Below are 21,655 nucleotides of genomic sequence, written 5' to 3' on the forward strand. Positions count from 1 at the left end.
ATTAAAATTATTTCTTCCTTGTTTATTATATACATAATATAACCATAGAAAAAAGTGCTCTATTCCTAATCTGGTTAACAACTTGCGAATAATCTGTCATAAAACCCTTCGCGTGAAGATATGTTGTTATGAATATAGGGGAGGGAAGACAGCTGAAATGAGAAATTATCAACAATCTGCCAGGTTTGAACATGGGTTTTGGTTGCAAATTCTCGGTGATCATGGTCGTTTTATACATGATTCCTTAGCTCCGACAGAAATTGAAAGCATAGAGACAGCAAATGATTTCATCCGAACCTTTGATCAGCTGCTAAGTGAAGTGGAAGCAGGTGATTTAGTTCAACTCAGTATCCGTGCCTTAGCGGAAGCAAAAAGAATTCGTTTATTTAAACTTGAAATCCTCTCAAAATTGCTTCAAGGAACCATTAAAATTCATCTTCCTCCGACCTTTGTTAATCATATGGTAAATGAAGTAGAAGAGTATATTCGTGTCTTGGATTACTTACAAAGAGAGGAGGTCCCCCCTATCTTCCACGAGCTTCACCACCATAATGTTTGGCTGTTAGATGGAGCGGGTCATGCTGCTGCGATAGCGAGTAAACTGGATCCGGTTGAAAAGCATTTAAAAGAAAAGAGTGAACGATACACCAAACATTTCGAGGACTTTTATTTAAAAGCAGTGGAACTGACCGGCTACTTACGAACGAATTTAACTGAATTTCCGGCTTTGCGGAAGTTTAACTCAGACGTTTCTCTCCATATGACCCTTTTTATGAATTTTCTCAACGAATTAGAAGAGCTGGAACTAACGAATCAAGCGCTTGGAACCTTTTCAGCTTTGATGGCTGATCATATGGCGAGGGAGGAATGCTATTACTTAACAAAGGTAGCTCAATCTGCACAGAACCCAATGCCAAACTGTGACCCCACTAAGCCTAGGCAAACAAAATGATCGTATAAAATTGATAAGTTTTTTTATTGAATTGCACATTAATTGGTTGATTATTGGAAATGCTATCAGAGAAAAGATAAGAAAAATTTTGGAAAGAGGATTGACAATTTATCAGAAAGTTTATAATATTAGTTTTAACAATTAACAAATAATCTGGCGTTGACAAAGAGTAGTAACTTAAATGGATTCTTTAGAGAGCTGATGGTTGGTGTAAATCAGTGCTGAAATTTAAGTGAATGGACTTTCGAGCCTCCAAACCGAAATGATCAAGAAAAGTAGGCTTTGGCGAAGGGTCTCATCGTTACAAGAGACGGGTATTCAAGCATACGCTTTGATACTTTTTAAGTGAGCTAATATTTTTTAGCTAATGAAGGTGGCACCACGGGTCTCTCGTCCTTTTTATTGACGAGAGGCCCTTTTTGTTTTTATAAATAAATAATTGAATTCGATGATTAAGAATAGTACACAGAATTTCTTTTGTAACAGAGAGCCGGGAATGGTGGAAACCGGTACGAAGATAATGTGGAATGGACTTATGAGTGATTTCCTGAACGATAGTAGGGTTATCCGGTTTTCACCGTTATATGATGGGGAGTGAAGGTATTCCTTACTCCGAAAGTGGGTACAACAATTTCGCTTGTACCAATCGAGGTGGCACCGCGGTCAATTATCGTCCTCTATATACACATCCACTGTGTATATAGAGGATTTTTTTATTGGTGAATATTGATTTTGAATAGATTTTTGCGAAATTTGCGAGACTCCTGCGGGAACGTGAGACAGGTGAGACCCCGCAGGGAGGAACGACCGAGGAGGCTCACGGGCGAACCCGCGGAAAGGGAGCGGATTTCGCAAAAATAAAACGAAACAAGGGGGTAATGGAATTGGAAAAATTATTAAACCCATCCAATGGTTTAATTGAGCAAATTGAAGGGGATACGTTAACACCGATTTCAATCTTTCAAAAAATAAGCGGAAAGAAAAAATTCTTATTAGAGAGTTCATTGAAATACGAAAACTCAGGCAGATACTCTATCATAGGCTCCGACCCGGTTTTGGAAGTAAAAGGATTTGGGGAAGAAAATCAAATCATAACCGACGGAGGCATCCAAACCATTAAAGGGAAAACGTTAGATATTGTCAAAACGATTCTCCCGCACTACCAAATGCTTGAGGTCGGGTTTCCGTTCGTAGGCGGCGCGGTTGGGTATGTTGGGTATGATGCCATTCGTCAATACGAAAAGATTGGCGAGCAGCCATTAGACGAATTAGAAATGCCAGACATTCATTTAATGTTTTATGAACAGGTTATTATTTATGATCACCTTGAGCAAAAGGTATATTTAGCCGCTTCTCCCATTCTAGAAGAAACGAATGAAGTTAAGCTATCCGTGTTAAATCAAAAGCGAAAAGATGAACTTCAGGCAGAGTTTCATATTGAGGAGCCGGAAAAAGTATCGTTGTCTTCATTTCAAGCAACGATCAGTAAAGAAAAATTTATGCGAAATGTTGAAATTGCAAAAGAATATATATCACAGGGGGATATTTTCCAGGTAGTATTATCGCAAAGAATGCAAGCTAGCATTGAAGGCGATCCGTTTTCTTTTTACCGAAAACTTAGAATTTCGAATCCATCTCCATATATGTACTACTTGGATTTTGAAGATTATGTTGTAGCTGGATCTTCTCCGGAGAGTTTAGTAAAAGCTAATCAATCATTGGTGATCACCAATCCAATTGCAGGTACAAGACCAAGGGGTAAAAACTCAGAAGAAGATATACAGCTAGAGAAAGACTTGGTTGCTGATGAAAAGGAATTAGCTGAGCATCGGATGCTCGTTGACCTTGGCAGAAATGACCTTGGGAAGATCTGTAAGTTTGGCTCCGTCGATGTTCATAAATATATGGCAGTAGAAAAGTATAAGCATGTTATGCATCTAGTTTCCGAAGTAAGCGGACACTTAGCTGATCAACATAAGAGTGCAGATGCCCTAATATCATGTCTTCCGGCAGGAACTGTATCTGGCGCACCAAAGATTAGAGCGATGGAGATTATCAACGAACTTGAGCAAGTAAAAAGAGGAGTTTACTCGGGGGCTGTAGGATACTTTTCAGTCAACGGAAACATGGATTTTGCCTTGGCGATTCGCACGATGGTCATTAAAGATAACAAAGCATATATTCAAGCCGGTGCTGGAATTGTCTATGATTCTGTTCCGGAGAAAGAATATGAAGAAACCATTCATAAACTAAAAACATTTTTGGAGGATCCTGATGATTTTATTAATCGATAATTATGATTCTTTTACTTATAACTTATTCCAATATTTTGGGGAACTTGGTGAGGAGATTAAGGTAATTAGGAATGATCAATTAACTATTGAAGACATACAAAAATTAAATCCTGAGGCGATTATTTTGTCACCAGGTCCTGGGCGACCTGAAAATGCAGGGATTTGTGTAGAGGTTATTCGATCTTATTATCAATCAATTCCAATCTTAGGAATTTGTCTTGGCCATCAAGCAATAGGCTATGCGTTTGGTGCAACAATCGAAAGAGCAGGAAATATCATGCACGGGAAGACCTCAACGGTTGAACATTCCTGCACTGAGTTATTTGCAGAGCTGCCGCAGCATCTTGAGGTAATGAGATATCACTCTTTAGTGATCAATCCTCAAACTCTTCCAGAGGAATTAATCGTTACCGGGGTTGCTACGAGTGATGATGAGGTCATGGCGATTAAGCATAAACAATATCCGGTTTTTGGACTTCAATTTCATCCGGAATCAGTGGGTACGATTGATGGTAAACAAATGTTAGCGAATTTCCTTAAAGAAATTAGAAAGGAGACAAACTGATGAAATCATTTCTTGAACAATTATCTGAGCAACGCTCATTGACGGAAGCGGAAATGGAAAATGCAGTTAAGCACTTATTTTCAGATGAAATTTCCGATAGCGAAATGGCCGCTTTTTTAATCGGTTTAAAAATAAAGGGAGAAACAGTCGATGAAATTATCGGATTGGTCAATGTAATGCGTCAGTACGCACTGCCTTTTTCAAACCAAATCCCAAATGTAATCGATAATTGCGGAACAGGCGGAGACGGATCGAAAAGCTTTAACATCAGCACCACTTCGGCCTTTGTCATGGCCGGTGCCGGTATCACCGTTGCGAAGCACGGTAATCGCAGCATCTCCAGTAAAACGGGAAGTGCAGATGTGCTGGAGCATTTAGGGGTCAATTTAAATATCCCTTCTGAAAGCTCTGAGCAAATTTTAAATGAGGCAGGAATTACCTTTTTGTTTGCGCCATTCGTTCACCCTAAGGTAAAAAGAATTATGAAGGTGCGACGGGACCTGCGGATTCCGACGATCTTTAATTTAATCGGACCATTAACGAATCCTGTAAACTTAGATTATCAGTTACTAGGAATCTACCGTCGTGATTTACTGGAAATGTTTGCGGAAGTATTGTTAAGACTTGGTCGGAAGCGTGCTGTTGTTTTAAATGGCGCAGGATATATGGACGAAGCCTCTTTACAGGGGGAAAATCACTTGGTGATTATCGATCAAGGCACGATAACGAAGAAAATTCTTGTTCCAGAAGAAGTGGGATTACCGAATTATACGAATCAAGATATTGTCGGCGGTGATGCGAAAGTAAATGCAGAAATCCTTCGCGGGATTTTAAATGGTGAAAAAGGCGCCCGCCGTGATACGGTTTTACTTAATGCTGGTATTGGAATTTATTCGGCCCAGAAGGCTGATTCGATTGAGGAAGGAATCGCTATAGCGAAAGAAAGTATTGATTCTGGTGCAGCAAAAGGAAAATTAGAGCAATTGATTGAATTAAGTCAAAGGTATCAACAAGAGGTGATATAAATGGGAACTATTTTGGATCGGATTATTGAAGTTAAAAAAACCGAATTGGATTACTTACGAGGTTTGGAATTAGCGAATGGCGTTCCTCGTTCAAAACGATCATTTATTGAAAAATTAGCACATGCAAACGAAATGAAAATTATCGCGGAATTTAAGCGGGCTTCTCCCTCAAAAGGGGATATTAACCCTCATTTAAACCCACAAGACCAAGCGCAATTATATGCTCAATATGGTGCTGACGCAATGTCTGTATTAACGGATACATCGTTTTTTAAAGGCTCGTTTGCTGACCTGCAGGCAGTTCGGAAAGTGATTGATTTGCCGATTTTATGTAAAGATTTTATGATTGATCCAATTCAAATTGACGTCGCTTATGAGGCGGGTGCTGACCTCATTCTGTTAATCGCCGCTGCGCTCGAACAGTCCCAGCTTGTTGAGCTTTATCAATACGCTGAAGCGAAAGACTTAGAGGTTCTTGTGGAAATACACGATGAAGATGACCTAAAGAAAGCCTCTGCTGCTAAACCAAAGTTAATTGGAATTAATAATCGTAATTTAAAAACGTTTGAGGTGAATCTTTCTTGCACAGAAAATCTGGCTCCTTTAGTAAAAGAAACGGGAGCACACTTAATCAGTGAAAGCGGATTGAAATCAGTTGCCGATGTGGATCGGGTTAAAGATGCAGGGGCTCAAGGGATTTTAGTTGGCGAGACGTTCATGACAGCCCCTAATCTAAAAGAGACTTTCCGACAATTAAAACGGCCGCTGCGGACGGTGCAATAACATGAAAGTGAAAATCTGTGGAATTACCGATATTGATACAGCCGTAACGGCCGTTTCCTGTGGAGCGGATGCGATCGGTTTCGTTTTTGCAGAAAGTAAGCGAAAAATAGACCCGGCTGAAGCAAGAAAAATTGTTGACCAGCTCCCTGCTCATATCGAAAAAGTTGGCGTGTTTGTTAATGAAACAAAAGAGCGAATAGCTGAAATTATTTCTGAAGCAAAATTAACGATGGTTCAGTTACATGGCGATGAATCACCAGCATTTTGTGAATCTATTTCTGTTCCGGTAATTAAAGCGTTTAGTATAGGTTCGGAACAAGACCTCAGCAAAATAACTGGATACAAGAGCCAATGGATTTTACTCGATAGTCCTTCGGGTAAGTATCGAGGGGGAAATGGAACCTCTTTTAATTGGGAAATCTTAAGCGGATCAAAATTCCCTGACAAAAAGGTGATCCTTGCCGGTGGTTTAAACGAAGAAAATGTCGAAAGAGCCATTCGAATTGCCCGGCCGTTCATGATTGATGTTAGTTCCGGAGTGGAAACGGACGGAAAAAAAGATAAACAAAAAATAAAGAGCTTCATAGATAAAGCAAAGAGTTTAAGTTAGAGGAGGAAATAAAAAATGACAACCTATACTTTACCAGATGCAAAAGGGCATTTTGGACAATATGGTGGCAAGTATATTCCTGAAACGTTAATGAAGGCCGTTTCGGAATTAGAATCTGAATATGACAAGGCACTAAAGGATGAAGCTTTCCTTCAGGAATTTAAAGAACTGTTAACTGACTATGTTGGTCGGGAAACGCCGCTTTATTTTGCAAAAAACTTAACAAACTATGCAAATGGCGCCAAAATTTACTTAAAACGAGAAGATCTCAACCATACGGGGGCCCATAAAATTAACAATGCGATCGGGCAGGCCTTATTGGCTGTTCGAATGGGCAAGCGCAAAATTGTTGCGGAAACTGGAGCGGGTCAACATGGTGTTGCTACCGCAACTGCCTGTGCGTTATTAGATTTAGAATGTGTTATTTTCATGGGTGAAGAGGATATAAGACGACAAAAACTCAACGTGTTTCGAATGGAGCTTCTTGGAGCGAAAGTTGTAAGCGTAACGTCTGGAAGCGCAACGCTTAAGGACGCCGTAAATGAAGCGTTACGTTACTGGGTTTCTCATGTGGAAGATACACACTATATTTTAGGGTCCGTGACGGGTCCACATCCATTCCCAAGGATTGTCCGTGATTTTCAAAGTGTAATCGGAAACGAAACTAGACAGCAGCATCTTGAAAAGGAAGGGAAACTGCCGGATGCTGTAGTTGCTTGTATCGGTGGAGGCAGCAATTCAATGGGGATGTTCTATCCATTTATTAATGATGATGGTGTGAAATTATACGGAGTGGAGGCAGCTGGTCATGGAATCAATACGGACCGCCATGCCGCTTCTCTAACCAAGGGAAAACCAGGGGTTTTACACGGAGCCTGTATGTATTTGCTCCAAGACGAACACGGTCAGGTTCAAGAAGCTCATTCCATTTCGGCAGGGTTAGATTATCCTGGTGTCGGTCCAGAGCATAGCTATTTAAAAGATATTGGCCGGGTCTTCTATGATTCTATTTCCGATGATGAAGCACTCGAAGCGTTACAATTGTTATCAAAATTAGAGGGGATTATCCCAGCTTTAGAAAGTTCGCACGCGGTTGCGTATGCTCTTAAATTAGCACCAACAATGGATAAGGACGAAAGCCTTGTCATTTGCTTATCTGGTCGGGGAGATAAGGACGTTCATACTGTTAAGGCAAGATTAGGGGGAGAGGAATAATGGTCAATCGAATTGAACAGTCATTTGGTACGTTAAAGGAGAAAAAAGAAAAAGCATTTGTTCCTTATATCATGGCTGGGGATGGCGGCCTTGATGTTTTAGCAGATCGTCTAAAATTCCTTGAAAAATGCGGGGCAAGTGCTGTTGAGGTGGGCATTCCATTTTCGGATCCTGTCGCCGATGGTCCTACGATCCAACGTGCTGGACTTAGAGCGTTGGAACATGGAACAACCTTAAAGAATGTCTTGGACACCATTGCGGCTGTTCGAAGTCAGCTTCAAATCCCAATTATTATCATGACATATATGAATCCGATCATTGCCTTTGGAATTCAAAATTTTGCAGAGCAAGCTCAACAATCAGGAATTGACGGCTGTATCATCCCGGATTTACCGATTGAAGAGGAGGAAATCATCGAACCGCAGCTTGAAAAATTGGGAATTGAACTGATTCGACTCGTAACGTTAACAAGTTCGGTTGAACGTCTTGAAGCTATTTCTGCCAAAGGAAAAGGATATGTGTATGCTGTTACGGTTACTGGGATTACCGGTGCTAGAAATGGATTCGATGAAAATCTTGGTGAATTTCTGCAAAAGGTAAAATCAATCAGCTCCATCCCTGTTTTAGCAGGGTTTGGCATTTCAACTCCTGAGCATGTTAAAGAGGTAAGCCAGTATTGTGATGGGGTTATTGTAGGAAGTAAAATCGTGGACTTATTTGAACAAAACAAATTGGATGAAATTGAAGCACTAATTAAATCAGCAAAAACGGTCATTGCTTAGTATAAAGAAAAAGGGACTCCTTGAGTCTCTTTTTTTCAGAGAAAGTACATAAATGATCACAAATGTCTATTGACAAATTTTAAAATTATTTCTCGGGAAAGCGCAAAATTAGACATTTTTTTTCGAATTTGTGTCGAAAATAGTAAAATTTTATGTTTGTTGAATGGGTGATAGAACAAGTAATACCTTTATTCGATAAAATCAGGAATTTTATCTATACCAATGAAATAAATTGATACCATTCGTGCTATTTGTTACAGCGCGGTGTTGGAAAAACCGATATACTTTATTACATCAATGAATCCTTTGCTTTTTTAGTCAGCCCGATGTGACCGGAATGCTGGTATAGGGAAGGGTTAATCGTAATCACCAGAGCCGTTCTATTTGATGAATAAATTGGGGGAAATGAAGCAAATGTATATTTACGAAATGATCTTGGACATCTTAGAAAAAAAGGGCCCTACGTCAATTCCGTCCATTTGCCAGGAAATGAATCAACTAACCTGGAATGACCAGGATGAGGATAGATTGGTTCAACTCTCACAAATAAAAACTGCAATTAGAAGAAAAAAAGACTTGTTTAAAGTAGAAGATAATGTTGTGTTTATTGATCCAGAAAAGGACATTCAACTTTTAACCATAAATATCGGAGACGCTTTTGAACCGTCTATAACGGTTAAAGTTGATTTTATAAGAAATCGTTTTTCCTTCTTCGTATGGCATTTCGATTCAAAGCTAAGCTCGAAAAACAGTCTTCAGCCAGTTCAGCCTTGTGGCAATTTGGAAGATTTTAAAAAGGAACTGTATCGAATCAAACCGTGGGAATGGAGGGCTGATTATCAGCCTGAAGGTATGGTTCTTGATGGGATATTTTGGTCGATGAAACTTGTAACGAAGGGCAAAGTTTATGAAAGTGAAGGTATTCAATGTTTTCCGAAAGAATGGACTAAACTTTGCAAAAGTCTTTCAAAATTAACTGGTTTCAATTTCTATTAACAGCTACTGGGATAACCCGGTGCTGTTTTTTTCTGTAGGTATCCTTTCAAAAAAATTGAATCTTCTCCTCAACTGCGAAATAATGGAAGAAAAACAATTTGTGGATGCAAAGGAGAGACGTTCTAATATGAAATTTCAACAATTAGATACGCATGCTGATCGGCTTAAACTAATGGATCAATTGAAGTCCAAATTTTTCGAGCGTGCCGGTCAAATCGATGTGGAAGGTCTTTTTCCTTTCGAAAATATAACTGAGCTTCAGCAGAGTGGTTACACTTCATTAACTGTCCCGCATCAATATGGCGGAATGGGTATTTCCTTAGCTGAAATGCTCATGCTTCAGGAGAAGATCGCTGAAGGTGATGGAGCCACTGCTTTATCAATCGGTTGGCATATGGGAATAATCAAGAACTTAACTGAAAAAAGAACGTGGTCTGAACCTATTTTTAAAAAAATATGCGAAGATGTTTTAAACGGTTCTTTAATAAATGCAGCAGCTACTGAACCACAAACCGGCAGTCCAACGCGCGGGGGGAGACCGTTTACATCTGCGGTTGAACAAAATGGGGGCTGGACAATAACTGGTCGAAAAAGTTTTACGACAATGGCCCCAGTCCTTAACTATTTTATTGTAAGTGCCTCATTGGAAGACGGTGGGGTTGGTAATTTTCTTATTCCTAGGGAGGTCCCGGGATTATCGATTGAGGAAACATGGGATAGCATTGGGTTAAGGGGAACTGGAAGCCATGATTTAGTGTTGGAGAATGTTCGAATCGATAAAGAGTTTATGGTCGAAAAGATTCAGCCTGGTCAAAAACAAGCAAACGGATGGCTCCTTCACATTCCTGCTTGTTATTTGGGAATTGCCCAAGCAGCACGCACCTATGCGATCAATTTTGCTGCTGAATATTCGCCATCGAGTATTACGGGATCGATTGTCGAACTCCCAAATGTTCAACAAAAAATTGGTGAGATGGAATTATTGTTATTACAATCTCGTCATTTCCTCTATTCTGTTGCTAATTTATGGGATGAGAGAAGTGATTCTGAAAGAAGGGATATGCAACCAGAGCTAAGTGCGGTAAAGCATTCGGTTACAAATTCTGCACTTGCAATAGTAGATTTAGCGATGCGAATTGTCGGTGCTAAAAGCTTGTCACTAAAGTGTCCTTTGCAACGATATTATCGGGACGTACGGGCAGGACTGCATAATCCGCCAATGGATGATATGACAATAAGCTTGCTTGCTAGGAGTGCCATACAATCCATTACCAAACCGTAACTGAGGAATGAAAGATACTCGTAAATGGAAATAATAGAAAAATGGGATATTAATCCAACATTATTTCAAATGGAGTGTTTTTTATGAAAAAAAATGAACCAACTTTTTCAAAAGATCAAAAGGATCAATTTCATCATTATTTAGAAGAAGAAATCACTCGAATTAGCGTTGAAGAGGAAGAGGAGCGAACAAAGCAGGAACTAAAGTCCGATCATCAGAGCTTGGAATAAAGGCAATATTTTTAACAAATCCGTAATTGACCCGAAGTTTATAATGGTTACCTCTATAATATTTAAATTTTTTGGGATAAAATAGGGATATTGATTTTTTTGGATTATGTGGGGGTAATGACCTTGATTGATATATCAATTGAAGAATTTTTTAAAAAGAAAAATGCAGTCCCGGTAGATGTTCGCTCACCTGAGGAATTTTCAGAGGGAACGATACCGGGAGCCATAAATATCCCGTTGTTTAATGATGTGCAACGGAAGGAAGTCGGGACCATTTACAAACAGGTTGGTCAAGAGCAAGCAAAGTGGCGTGCCATGGAATTGGTTTCACCTTCGCTCCCTTCTATGCTGGCAAAAATAAAAGATCTTGCAGCAGACGGTTCAGACCCGGTTTTGTTTTGCTGGAGAGGTGGAATGCGCAGTAAATCAGTGGCAACCTTTCTTGAATTTTCGGGATATCCTGTTTATCGGATAGAAGGAGGATATAAGGCATATCGCCAAAATATTTTAGAGAAACTCCCTTCGATGGTTCCCGATAAAATGGTGGTATTGCACGGAATGACGGGAGTAGGAAAGACGGAAATTTTAGCTCAGTTATCCGAAAAGGGATATCCTGTTCTGGACTTAGAGGGGCTTGCAGCGCATAAGGGCTCGATTTTCGGTTCAATCAATCCGTCACACTTTGATGGGAATAATCAAAAAACATTTGATGGATTACTATATTCAAGATTGTCTGAGCTAAACAATGCTTCTTATCTTATCGTTGAAGCAGAAAGTAAAAGAATTGGGAAGGTAACCCAGCCCCCAGAATTGCTTGACAAAAAATATGCCGGTTTACATTTTTATCTTTATTCTTCTATACCAAACCGAGTTGAACGAATCTATCGTGAATATGTTGAACCGTTTTATAGAGAGGATTGGTTTCACCCTCAAGTGAAGGAAAAATTATCGGTAATCATTAAACGCGTAAAGAATATAACAGTTAAAGAAGCACTTGAAACAGAACTGGAGAATCAACATTATCGACCTTTCATCTCCTTGCTTCTTGAACATTACTACGATCCCCGCTATCAGCATAAGCTTGACGAGTATGGCGGAGAATTTATAAAAATTGATGCAGATCATCAAGACGAAGCAGTTTATGAAATTGCTGAAAAAATAGAAGCTGAATTTTCAAAGCAGCCGTCATAATTTTTAGCGCAAAAACCTATGAAGCCAACGGGCCCATAGGTTTTTGTGTGAGAAGCTTTATTCTTTTTCTGCAGTGTTTAAGTGAAGGGGAGGAGGAATCAACCAGCCCTTTTCTTTGTTTAAGCGCAAAAATTTGCCGCCTAACTGCATTTTTGCAGTATGAAATAGACCAAACATCATCGGAATATCCTCGCGAATGGCCTGTCCAATAATTTGACTGCAGGCAATTAAGCCTTGGGCGATATCTTTTGAAATAGAAGCGGCAATTTCAGGGTCATTAAATCTTGCACCCACCGGAATAGCTTCCAAATCAGCCACAGGGCGTTCAGGAGGAGAAGGCGGAAGTCCCACCCCATTTATTTTTAGCAATTCTTCTGTCTGATGAATTTCTTGTTTCAGCCCCTCCATAGCTTCTTCAATTAACCTTTTTAGGTCCTTATCACCTGTATGATTTGAATAGGTTTGATAGCCAGCAAGCATTCCTTTAGCAGCTAATAAATACCCCCATACGCCAAATACCTCACCATAGTGAAGCGGTTCATCCTGCGGATTCCCACTTAAAATACCCATAACGACACCCCTAAAGTTTAGTTTAGTCAATTTACTACTCCTTTGTGGATCTTCAAATCCTTTTTTACTTTTTGAAAAACCGATAAAAAATATTCTTATAATTAAATCGTGTTACACTATTTTTTTCTACTTCTTCCAGTTGCACCAATTGCTTTATCCGTATTTTCTTGACTGTTATAGTCTGAAGAATTAAAGCCACCTTTATTATCAACCTTTTCATTGCTTATATAAGCGGATTGATGTTTTTTCTGGATTTCATTAAATTTATTAAAGTTTTCATTTACCATGAATTTCACTCCTTAAAAAATGTACTCCTACATTATCATCAGATTTGAATGATGTTTTTATTCAGAACGATAAACAATCATGAAGAATGAAAGAGGAGTACTTTGGAAAACTAAGCTTATAAAAAGGCTGTGTTAAAGAACAATGTTGATCTTGAGCATTCTGTTGAATGGAGCGGAAGGTGCGAGACTCCTGCGGGAGAAGGTGTCACGGGAGACCCCACAGGCGCTTTGCGCCGAGGAGGCTCCCGGACTCCCCCTAAGGTTCGGGAGCACCTGGAGCGGAAATCAACAGCCCAATTTAAAAAGCGAATGATAAGAAAGATGACTCAAAGCATTATTTTTCCCATTTACGTTTTTGAAAGGAGTTCGAATATGCTTACATCACAGCAATTATCCAATTTCCAAACGCAATTAAATAATGAGAAAAAGGAATTATTGGAAAGGTTTGATCAAAACGACCATTTTGGGTTACAAAGAGGTCACTACCATGAGGCGATGGGAGAGTTATCGAGCTACGATAATCATCCAGCTGATGAAGGAACGGACCTTTATGAAAGAGAAAAGGACATTGCGTTAAATGAGCATGAAGAGCTCCATTTAAAAAATATAGATAAAGCACTACAAGCAATTGAACAAGGAACCTATGGGAAGTGCGAGGTGTGTGGGACTGAAATACCACTTGAACGACTTGAAGTACTTCCTACTACTACTTATTGTGTAAAACATACTCCTGATGAGGATATTTCTTATAAACGTCCACTTGAGGAAGGTGTATTGCTTCCGCCGTTTGGAAAATTTGATTTAGATGAAGAAGATGAATCTGTTGTCTATGATGCCGAGGATTCATGGCAAGAAGTAGCAGAGTGGGGCACTTCTGAAACCCCTTCAGACTTTGCGTTTCCAAATGACCGCTATGAAAACAGTTATAATGAGGCCGATGAAAACATCGGGTATGTAGAGGATTTTGAGAATTTCGTTGGAAATGATATGTATGGAAAAAATGTAACGGTTTATCCAAACGAACAGCATGATCATTATGAAGAAGCTCTCGATGAGGAAGGAATTATGACAGCCTTTGGAGATTTACCTCCCGTTGAACATGACCCTTACACAGAGGATGAAAAATAAAGAAAACTCGCCAGGGGGCGAGTTTTCTTTATTTCTTATATCCTTCGCGAGGAATTAAAATGTCCTAATAAACAAGTTGGTTAGTCATTTTTTAATACGGTAAAATATCTTGCATCTGGATGAGCAAATACCATACCTGAAACGGATGCTTCAGGTTCCATCATAAAGCCTTCAGTTAAACGTACCCCAATTTCTTCAGGCTGCAAAAGCGAGAAGAGCTTTGTTTGGTCCTCTAGCTCAGGACATGCCGGGTATCCAAAAGAGTAACGCTGACCTTGGTATTTGGCTGAAAAGCGATCCTTCATTGTAAACTCAACAGGATCCGGGAATCCCCAACGATCGCGCATCTGTCTGTGGATAAGTTCTGCGAGTCCTTCTGCACTTTCTAAAGCTAAAGCCTGAAGGGCGTGGCATTCCAAGAATCTTCCTTCTGCCTTTAATTGCTCGGCAACTTCACGAATTCCAGGACCAGCTGTAACAGTAAAGAATCCAACATAATCCATTTGGCCGCTCTCAACGGACCTAATATAATCACTCAAGCAAAGATGTGGTTCTGTGCTTTGGCGAGGGAAATCAAACTCTTGCAGCACTTTTTGCTGATCTTGCGGATCATAGATAAAGATCTTGTTCCCTGAACTTTGTGCAGGAAAGAAGTGATAGACAGCAGCTGGCTGAATCCAGTTATTCTTTTTTGCATCCTCGATCAATTGAGTAACCATTTCATTAATTTTGACGGCTTTTTCATCGCCTGATGCAAGCAGCTTTTCGATATTACCCTTAACACCTAAATGATGTCCTAAAAGCATCTGTTTATTAATATAGGGTTCAATATGGGCTAAGGTATAGCTTTTGACAACATGACGGTCAGTATCCTTTGGCAAATATACCGGAACGTCTGTCCGAACATTAGATCCTACTCTAACTGCAGTTGCAACACTGCTCGTCTTTACAACCTCAGCTTGTTGATCTAACAATGATCTCTTTGTTTCTTTTTCTAGAACTAATTTCTCAAGATCAGCAGGATTTTGCAGCTGATTGGCTAAGTCTAATCCATTCATAGCATCTTTGGCATACAAAACAATCCCGTCATATTCCTTTGAAATCTTTGTATCGGTGAATTTTCGAGATAAAGCAGCTCCACCAACTAAAATAGGAACATTAATTCCTGATTGCTTCATATCATGGGCGGTAATCACCATTTGTTGAGCTGATTTAACTAATAGTCCTGACAAGCCTACGATATCTGGTTCTTCCTTCTTAATCGCAGCAACAAGGTCAGCAGGGGTTACTTTAATTCCCAGATCAATTACATCGTAGCCATTGTTGCTTAAAATAATGTCGACAAGATTTTTACCAATGTCGTGAACATCACCTTTAACAGTAGCTAATATAATTTTCCCTTTCGAAGCGGTTGAACTGTCTTTTTCCATATGTGGTTCAAGGAACGCAACAGCCGCCTTCATAACTTCCGCACTTTGCAGGACCTCGGCAACAATTAATTGATTATCATTAAAGAGCCGCCCAACTTCCTTCATCCCAACCATTAACGGGCCGTTGATAATGTCAAGCGGGGCAGGGTACTTTGATAATGCTTCGTCTAAGTCTGGAATTAACCCTTCTTTTGTTCCCTCTACGATATAGTAGCTTAATCGTTCCTCTAATGTCATATTTGGTACGGTCTGTTTTGCTTCCTTCTTTTTGTCACGATAAAAATCGGTAAAGGTTGCGAGCGTTTCATCGGTTGTTTCAAATAAAAGCTTTTCAGCTAGTGCAACCTCCTCTTTAGAAATCGAGGCAAATCTTTCAAGCTTTTCTGTGTTTACAATCGCATAATCCAAGCCTGCCTGAGTACAGTGGTATAAGAAAACAGAGTTTAAAATTTCTCTGCCTACCCCAGGTAAACCGAAGGAAACATTACTGATACCAAGAACCGTTTGTGTTTTTGGGAATGCTTCTTTTATCATTCGAATCCCATCAACCGTTGCTTTCGCTGAGCCAATGTATTGTTCATCACCCGTTCCAACAGGGAAGACTAACGGGTCAAAAATAATATCCTGGGGCTGAATTTTATATTTGTTGACGAGTAAGTCATAAGAACGTTTGGCAATTTCCAGCTTACGCTCTGCCGTAACGCCCATGCCCTTTTCATCAATCGTTCCAACGACCACGGCAGCTCCGTAGCGGTGGATTAATGGTGTAATCGCCGCAAAGCGTTCTTCACCGTCTTCAAGGTTAATTGAGTTAATAATCGCTTTTCCTTGCGAATAGGTGAGGGCTTTTTCGATAACTGCTTCATCAGTGGAATCAATAACAAGAGGTACCTTGACTTTTTTGACCACTTCTTTAATAAAGCCCTCCATATCCTGTAATTCATCGCGGTCTGGATCGGCAAGACATAGGTCAATGACATGGGCACCGCCTTTGACTTGAGCTCTGGCAATTTCAGCAGCTTCCTCAAATTTTCCTTCGCCAATCAAACGCTTGAACTTGCGGGAACCAATGACATTTGTGCGTTCACCGACCATGATTGGACGTAGGGTAGGATCATCATAAATAAATGGCTCAATCCCGGAAACCATATGAGTTGAATTTTCTTCTGGAGTGTGGGGTTGATAATTTTTCATAACGTCAGAAATAGCCTTAATATGTGCCGGGGTTGTCCCACAGCAGCCTCCGACAATGTTTAACCAACCTTCCTTTGCAAAATCGGACAGCTTTTTAGCTAATATATCAGGTGTTTCATGATAATGACCTTCCTCATCCGGTAAACCGGCATTAGGATAGCAAATGACAGAGGTAGAAGCGAGATTGGCCAATGAGCGAATATGGTCCTGCATAAATTCAGGACCGGTTGCACAATTCAATCCAACCGCGACAGGGTTCATGTGCTGAACCGAGATGTAGAAAGCATCGATCGATTGACCGGCAAGGGTAGTACCCATTGGTTCGATTGTTCCGGATATAATTAAAGGCAATTTTTTTCCTGTTTTTTCGAAGGCGCGTTCAATTCCAGTAAAGCCAGCTTTAACATTCAGTAGGTCTTGGCTTGTTTCCAGCAAAAGCAAATCAACATCACCGTCAATTAAGCCAATTGCTTGTTCCTCATAAGTGTCAGCCAAGGCGGCAAAAGTAGTTCCACCTGTAACACTTAATGTTTTTGTGGTTGGCCCCATTGACCCAGCGACAAAGCGAGGGTGATCGGGAGTCGATACAAGATCAGCGGCCTTTCTAGCAATCAGCGCTGCTTTTTTATTTATTTCATAGGCTTTATGCCCAAGCTGGTACTCATCAAGGACAATGCTTGTAGCCCCAAAGGTATTGGTTTCAATAATGTCAGCTCCTGCAATCAGGTACTCTAAGTGAATAGCTTCGATGACATCAGGACGGGTAAGGTTTAAATTTTCATTGCAACCATCGAATTGCTCGCCACCAAAATCATCAGCCGTCAAATTAGCCTGTTGCAGCATCGTCCCCATTGCACCGTCCATTATTAGGATCCTTTTATTTAATTGATCAGTGAATGATGCTTTGGACATTGTTCTTCCCCCTTGAATTTAAAGCGATCCTCTTGTTCGTATAGTCTGCCAACTCGACGGTGAGTTCGTAGCGAAGAAATGGAGTAATCAAATAGATTCCATTAAACAGCTCTAAAGCTGCATCTATTAAAGATTTGGTGATGACTAAACCTTCCTGAGTTGCTCTCTCAGGATCATCCTTAAATTTTGTCATTTGTGCACGGATGGAGTCGGAAATCTTTATTCCCGGTACTTCATTGTGTAAAAATTCCATGTTTCTGTAGCTAGTTAATGGCATTAAACCAATATAGATTGGCGCAGTTATATGCTTGGTTGCCTCGTAAACCTCATACAGCTTTTCTTCTGAAAAAACCGGTTGAGTAATAAAGTAATCTGCTCCATGGGCAATTTTCTTTTCCATTCTGATAACAGCTTTTTCTAAAGAACGAACATTAGGATTAAATGCGGAAGCTACTGAAAAGGTTGATTTTTGACCAAGTTCCTTTCCAGAAACTGAAAGACCGTCATTTAATTTTTTAACCATTGATATTAATTCAAATGATGAAACATCATATACGGAAGAAGCACCCGGAAAATCACCGACACGGGCTGGATCGCCAGTGATGACAAGAACATCATGTAAACCAAGCGTGTGCAAGCCCATTAAATGTGATTGTAACCCAATAATATTTCGATCACGACAAGTAATATGGATTAATGGTCTTAGTCCGATCTGTGTTTTGACTAGATGTCCTATCGCTGAGTTGGATATGCGTGGTGAGGCAAGTGAATTGTCGGCAAGCGTGATCGCATCAATTCCAACTTCCTTTAACGCTTTTGCACCCTCAAAGAAACGAGTCGTATCCAATTTTCTTGGCGGGTCTAGTTCGACAAGAATCGAAGGACGCTCCTTCACAATTTCATGCAAGGGTGGGATATCCCGTTTTGCGGGCTTAGGTTCAATGACAATTTTTTCTTGTTTAGGCTTGTTTGTTTTTTCAGTAATAGGTGGAACATTGCGAAGCTCTTCAGCAAATGCGCGAATATGGTCCGGCGTCGTTCCGCAGCAGCCACCTAATAATCGAACCCCCTGGTCCCTAAATGCATGAGCCGACTTGCGAAAATATTCCGCATCCCCTTCATAATGAAATACTCCGTCTGTATAAGCCGGTAAACTTGCATTTGGGTAGGCTGATAAATAAGAATGTTTTGGAAGAGGGACATCCTCTAAAGCTTTTAACATATGGTGTGGGCCAAGGCGACAATTTAAGCCGACGACATCTGCCCCTAAATTTTCTAGCCTGTGAAGTGCGTCTGCAATCGGAGTATGATCCTGCATGAATCCAACCTCTTGCATAGAAAGTTGGGCCACAATCGGCAGTTCCGTTTCTCTTCTGGCAATTGAGAGTACGGATTCCATTTCCTCAAGATCATAATACGTTTCAAGCAAGATTCCATCAACACCCTCAACAAGTAAGGCGTATAACTGTTCATGGAAACTTGTTCTAATATCGTCCAGCTGGATGCTGTTAGGCTTTATTCCGCGATTTCCACCAATTGTTCCAAGGACATATGTTTTTCCGTTTGCTGCTTTTTTGGCAATCTGTACAGCCGAACTGTTTATTGCTTTAACGGAATCTTCCAGACCATATCGAGCTAGTTTCAAGTAATTAGCTGCGTACGTATTCGTTTGGATAATATCGGCACCAGCGTTGATATAGGCCGTATGAATCGACAGAATTTGCTCTGGGCGGGACAGGTTCAACTCTTCTAAACAGCTGTCCTTTCCATATGAATAGAGAAGGGTGCCCATTGCACCGTCCCCAATAAGAATTTGTTTTTCTAGTTTAGTAAGGAAACTCATTTTTACACCTCTACTGGGTTTTTAGCATGATCCTGTAAAGCGGATTTAAAATCAGCAATGAGATCATCAGTATTTTCTAGTCCAACAGAGAGACGAAGCAAAGTATTGCTAATTCCTCGTTGTAAACGTTCAGACTCTGGCATAGATGCATGCGACATCTTAGCTGGATAAGAAAGGATGGATTCAACCGCTCCCAAGCTAACCGCAAAAACTGGTATTTTTACCTTTGCGATAAACGACCGGAGCAGGGCTTCATCTTGTAATTCAAACGATAATACTGCTCCTGGACTTTGGGCCTGTTTATGCTGTAAATCGTACTGCGGGTGGTCGGTTAAGCCTGGGTAATACACGTTTTTAACCAATGGTTGTGTTTGTAAAAATTCTGCAATTTTCTGAGCAGATTTAACAGAATGCTCAAGCCGCACATGTAATGTTTTTAATCCTCTAAGGACGAGCCAAGCATCTTGGACACCTAATATCGCCCCAAAAGCATTTTGCAGATACCCTAGTCTTTTTCCTAATGCTTCATCTTTAACAACCGCAAGGCCTGCAACAACATCGCTATGTCCAGACAGGAATTTGGTTGCGCTATGAAGTACAACATCAGCACCTAGTTCCAGCGGCCTTTGGTGTGCTGGGGTAAGAAAGGTATTGTCGACAAAAGTTAGTGCTCCGCATTGTTTTGCTAATTGACAAATAGCGCTTATATCAGTAACCTTCAGCAATGGATTAGACGGTGTTTCAACATAAAAGAGCTTTGTGTTGGGCTTAATGGCTTGTTTCACTTTTTCAAGGTTTGTCATATCAACAAATGTATGTTCAATTCCGTACCGGGTTAGTACCTCCGTAACCATCCGGAAGGTACCACCATATACATCTTCTGTAATAATAACATGATCGTTTTGAGAAAGAAGGAGAAAGGCTGTAGAGATAGCTGCCATTCCCGATGAAAAAGCAAACCCTTTTGTACCGCCTTCTAAATCAGCAATGACTTCCTCCAATGCTTCCCGGGTAGGGTTTAAACTGCGGCTATAATCATATTTTCCAAATTGATCGATGTCAAACTGATGGAAGGTTGAGGCGTGCTGAATCGGTACACTAACAGCACCTGTTGCCGGGTCAATCTTGTGACGATTGTGAAGTAATTTTGTTTCAAATGAGAAATCGTTTTCCATTACACAGCTACCTCCTTTTTAGCATTGGTTAAAGCATGGTTTAAATCATTAATAATATCTTCTGCGTCCTCTAAGCCGACAGAAAAGCGTAACAACCGGTTACAGACACCCGTTTCTAGTCTTATCTGTTCAGGAATGTCGGCATGTGTTTGGGTTGATGGATAGGTAATAAAGCTCTCGACCCCACCTAAGCTTTCCGCGAATGATATGAGCTTCATATTTTGTAAAAATGGATTCACCCAAGTTTCGTCTTTAATCCGGAATGAAACCATTCCGCCTCTTCCCGGGTATAGAACATCGATCACATCATCATGAGCAGATAAGTACTCAACAACAGCCTTAGCATTTTTCTCATGCCGTTCCATCCGCAATGATAAGGTCTTCATACCGCGGATTAACAACCATGAATCAAACGGGCTTAATACGGCTCCGGCAGCATTATGATAAAGAGCGAGACTTTCACAAAGCTCTTTTCCTTTTGCGACGATTAATCCTGCGAGTACATCATTATGTCCGCCTAAGTATTTCGTTGCACTGTGAATCACAATATCTGCACCAAGATTAATCGGCTTTTGCAGAAGAGGAGTATAAAAGGTGTTGTCAACGATTAAAAGAACCCCGTGTTCCTTGGCAATCGCTGCAACAGCACTAATATCGGTTTGCTCCATTAACGGATTCGTAGGTGTTTCGATAAAGATTGCTTTCGTTTTTGGAGATATGTATTTGATAATCTCCTCCGGATGTGTTGTGTTCACATAATGGCTGGTTAAGCCCCATTTTTTAAAACCTTGCTCTAATATGCGGTAAGTGCCGCCATACAAATCCTTTGAAACAATCCACTCATCCCCCGATTGGAAAATAGAAAGGATGGTAAGGATGGCGGCCATACCTGAACTGCAAGCATACCCCTGGTCGCCGTTTTCTAGTTCTGCTATGGCTTGCTCAAGAATTTTTCTAGTGGGGTTTCCTGTACGGATATAATCAAAACCTGTTGATTGCCCAATCCCTTCATGCCGATATGCGGTCGAAAAGTAGACTGGAGGATTTACTGTTCCTGTTGTTGTTTCGCTTCGGTTTCCAATTTGTGCTAGTACTGTGTCAATTTTATACAAAGCCGCCACTCCTCTAGTTAAGATAATAAAAAAAGCCTTCTTATAAGAAGAAGACTTTAGTAGGTTAGGACATTTAGCC

General features: G+C 40.4%; 19 protein-coding genes and 2 other annotated features. Of the genes, 13 read left to right on the top strand and 6 right to left on the bottom strand.

The features are described from left to right. Window positions 1–157 precede the first annotated feature (157 nt). The 12 genes from ACI48O_RS13225 to mnmH all read left to right on the top strand — a co-directional run bounded on the left by ACI48O_RS13225 (window position 158) and on the right by mnmH (window position 11,925). Window positions 158–952 carry a DUF2935 domain-containing protein gene (locus tag ACI48O_RS13225; protein WP_435562290.1) on the top strand — a complete coding sequence of 265 codons (795 nt, stop codon included), beginning with the start codon at window positions 158–160 and terminating at the stop codon, window positions 950–952. Window positions 953–1,102: 150 nt separating this feature from the next. Beyond that, window positions 1,103–1,353: a binding site (T-box leader), on the top strand. Window positions 1,354–1,391: 38 nt separating this feature from the next. Next, window positions 1,392–1,633: a binding site (T-box leader), on the top strand. A gap of 203 nt (window positions 1,634–1,836) precedes the next feature. After that, window positions 1,837–3,246, top strand: a complete 1,410-nt coding sequence (gene trpE, locus ACI48O_RS13230) for an anthranilate synthase component I (protein ID WP_435562291.1) — start codon at window positions 1,837–1,839, stop codon at window positions 3,244–3,246. Continuing rightward, on the top strand, window positions 3,227–3,811 hold the full coding sequence (locus ACI48O_RS13235; protein ID WP_435562292.1) for an anthranilate synthase component II: 585 nt from the start codon (window positions 3,227–3,229) through the stop codon (window positions 3,809–3,811). The genes trpE and ACI48O_RS13235 overlap by 20 nt, the downstream gene beginning before the upstream one ends. Next, on the top strand, window positions 3,811–4,836 hold the full coding sequence (gene trpD, locus ACI48O_RS13240) for an anthranilate phosphoribosyltransferase (RefSeq protein WP_435562293.1): 1,026 nt from the start codon (window positions 3,811–3,813) through the stop codon (window positions 4,834–4,836). The genes ACI48O_RS13235 and trpD overlap by 1 nt, the downstream gene beginning before the upstream one ends. Then, window positions 4,837–5,619, top strand: a complete 783-nt coding sequence (trpC, locus tag ACI48O_RS13245) for an indole-3-glycerol phosphate synthase TrpC (protein WP_435562294.1) — start codon at window positions 4,837–4,839, stop codon at window positions 5,617–5,619. Window position 5,620: 1 nt separating this feature from the next. Then, the gene (locus tag ACI48O_RS13250) at window positions 5,621–6,229 is read left to right on the top strand and encodes a phosphoribosylanthranilate isomerase (protein ID WP_435562295.1); all 609 of its coding nucleotides are present in this window, start codon (window positions 5,621–5,623) and stop codon (window positions 6,227–6,229) included. Window positions 6,230–6,244: 15 nt separating this feature from the next. Next, window positions 6,245–7,444, top strand: coding sequence for a tryptophan synthase subunit beta (gene trpB / locus ACI48O_RS13255; protein WP_435562296.1), 1,200 nt, complete (start codon window positions 6,245–6,247; stop codon window positions 7,442–7,444). Further along, window positions 7,444–8,226: a tryptophan synthase subunit alpha gene (gene trpA / locus ACI48O_RS13260; protein ID WP_435562297.1), complete on the top strand. Its 783-nt coding sequence runs from the start codon at window positions 7,444–7,446 to the stop codon at window positions 8,224–8,226. The genes trpB and trpA overlap by 1 nt, the downstream gene beginning before the upstream one ends. A 405-nt stretch (window positions 8,227–8,631) precedes the next feature. Beyond that, window positions 8,632–9,222, top strand: a complete 591-nt coding sequence (locus ACI48O_RS13265; RefSeq protein WP_435562298.1) for a hypothetical protein — start codon at window positions 8,632–8,634, stop codon at window positions 9,220–9,222. Window positions 9,223–9,349: 127 nt separating this feature from the next. Then, the gene (locus tag ACI48O_RS13270) at window positions 9,350–10,504 is read left to right on the top strand and encodes an acyl-CoA dehydrogenase family protein (protein WP_435562299.1); all 1,155 of its coding nucleotides are present in this window, start codon (window positions 9,350–9,352) and stop codon (window positions 10,502–10,504) included. 83 nt (window positions 10,505–10,587) lie between these two features. Then, a complete protein-coding gene (locus ACI48O_RS13275) occupies window positions 10,588–10,734 on the top strand; it encodes a hypothetical protein (protein WP_435562300.1) in 147 nt (48 codons plus the stop codon). A gap of 117 nt (window positions 10,735–10,851) precedes the next feature. Next, window positions 10,852–11,925 carry a tRNA 2-selenouridine(34) synthase MnmH gene (gene mnmH / locus ACI48O_RS13280; RefSeq protein ID WP_435562301.1) on the top strand — a complete coding sequence of 358 codons (1,074 nt, stop codon included), beginning with the start codon at window positions 10,852–10,854 and terminating at the stop codon, window positions 11,923–11,925. 57 nt (window positions 11,926–11,982) lie between these two features. Here the strand turns inward: mnmH and ACI48O_RS13285 are convergent, their stop codons facing one another. Beyond that, window positions 11,983–12,495 carry a DUF3231 family protein gene (locus ACI48O_RS13285; protein ID WP_435562302.1) on the bottom strand — a complete coding sequence of 171 codons (513 nt, stop codon included), beginning with the start codon at window positions 12,493–12,495 and terminating at the stop codon, window positions 11,983–11,985. A gap of 116 nt (window positions 12,496–12,611) precedes the next feature. Continuing rightward, window positions 12,612–12,782 carry a hypothetical protein gene (locus tag ACI48O_RS13290; protein ID WP_435562303.1) on the bottom strand — a complete coding sequence of 57 codons (171 nt, stop codon included), beginning with the start codon at window positions 12,780–12,782 and terminating at the stop codon, window positions 12,612–12,614. A 372-nt stretch (window positions 12,783–13,154) separates the two neighbouring features. On the opposite strand from ACI48O_RS13290, the gene ACI48O_RS13295 reads away from it, so the two are divergent. Then, window positions 13,155–13,910: a TraR/DksA C4-type zinc finger protein gene (locus tag ACI48O_RS13295; RefSeq protein ID WP_435562304.1), complete on the top strand. Its 756-nt coding sequence runs from the start codon at window positions 13,155–13,157 to the stop codon at window positions 13,908–13,910. A gap of 80 nt (window positions 13,911–13,990) precedes the next feature. Here ACI48O_RS13295 and metH read toward each other — a convergent pair whose 3' ends face one another. The 4 genes from metH to ACI48O_RS13315 are packed head-to-tail and all read right to left on the bottom strand — an operon-like array spanning window position 13,991 to window position 21,576. Continuing rightward, the gene (gene metH, locus ACI48O_RS13300; RefSeq protein ID WP_435562305.1) at window positions 13,991–17,446 is read right to left on the bottom strand and encodes a methionine synthase; all 3,456 of its coding nucleotides are present in this window, start codon (window positions 17,444–17,446) and stop codon (window positions 13,991–13,993) included. Then, the gene (locus tag ACI48O_RS13305; RefSeq protein WP_435562306.1) at window positions 17,424–19,289 is read right to left on the bottom strand and encodes a bifunctional homocysteine S-methyltransferase/methylenetetrahydrofolate reductase; all 1,866 of its coding nucleotides are present in this window, start codon (window positions 19,287–19,289) and stop codon (window positions 17,424–17,426) included. Before ACI48O_RS13305 ends, metH begins: the two co-directional genes overlap by 23 nt. A gap of 2 nt (window positions 19,290–19,291) precedes the next feature. Beyond that, window positions 19,292–20,464 (bottom strand): cystathionine beta-lyase, encoded by a 1,173-nt coding sequence (gene metC / locus ACI48O_RS13310; RefSeq protein WP_435562307.1) that lies wholly within the window; start codon window positions 20,462–20,464, stop codon window positions 19,292–19,294. Then, entirely contained in the window at window positions 20,464–21,576 is a 1,113-nt protein-coding gene (locus ACI48O_RS13315; RefSeq protein WP_435562308.1) for a methionine biosynthesis PLP-dependent protein, read from the bottom strand. Before ACI48O_RS13315 ends, metC begins: the two co-directional genes overlap by 1 nt. Window positions 21,577–21,655 lie beyond the last annotated feature (79 nt).

Origin of the sequence: Neobacillus terrisolis, assembly GCF_051233475.1 — a bacterium.
Lineage (GTDB): Bacteria > Bacillota > Bacilli > Bacillales > Cytobacillaceae > Bacillus_BU.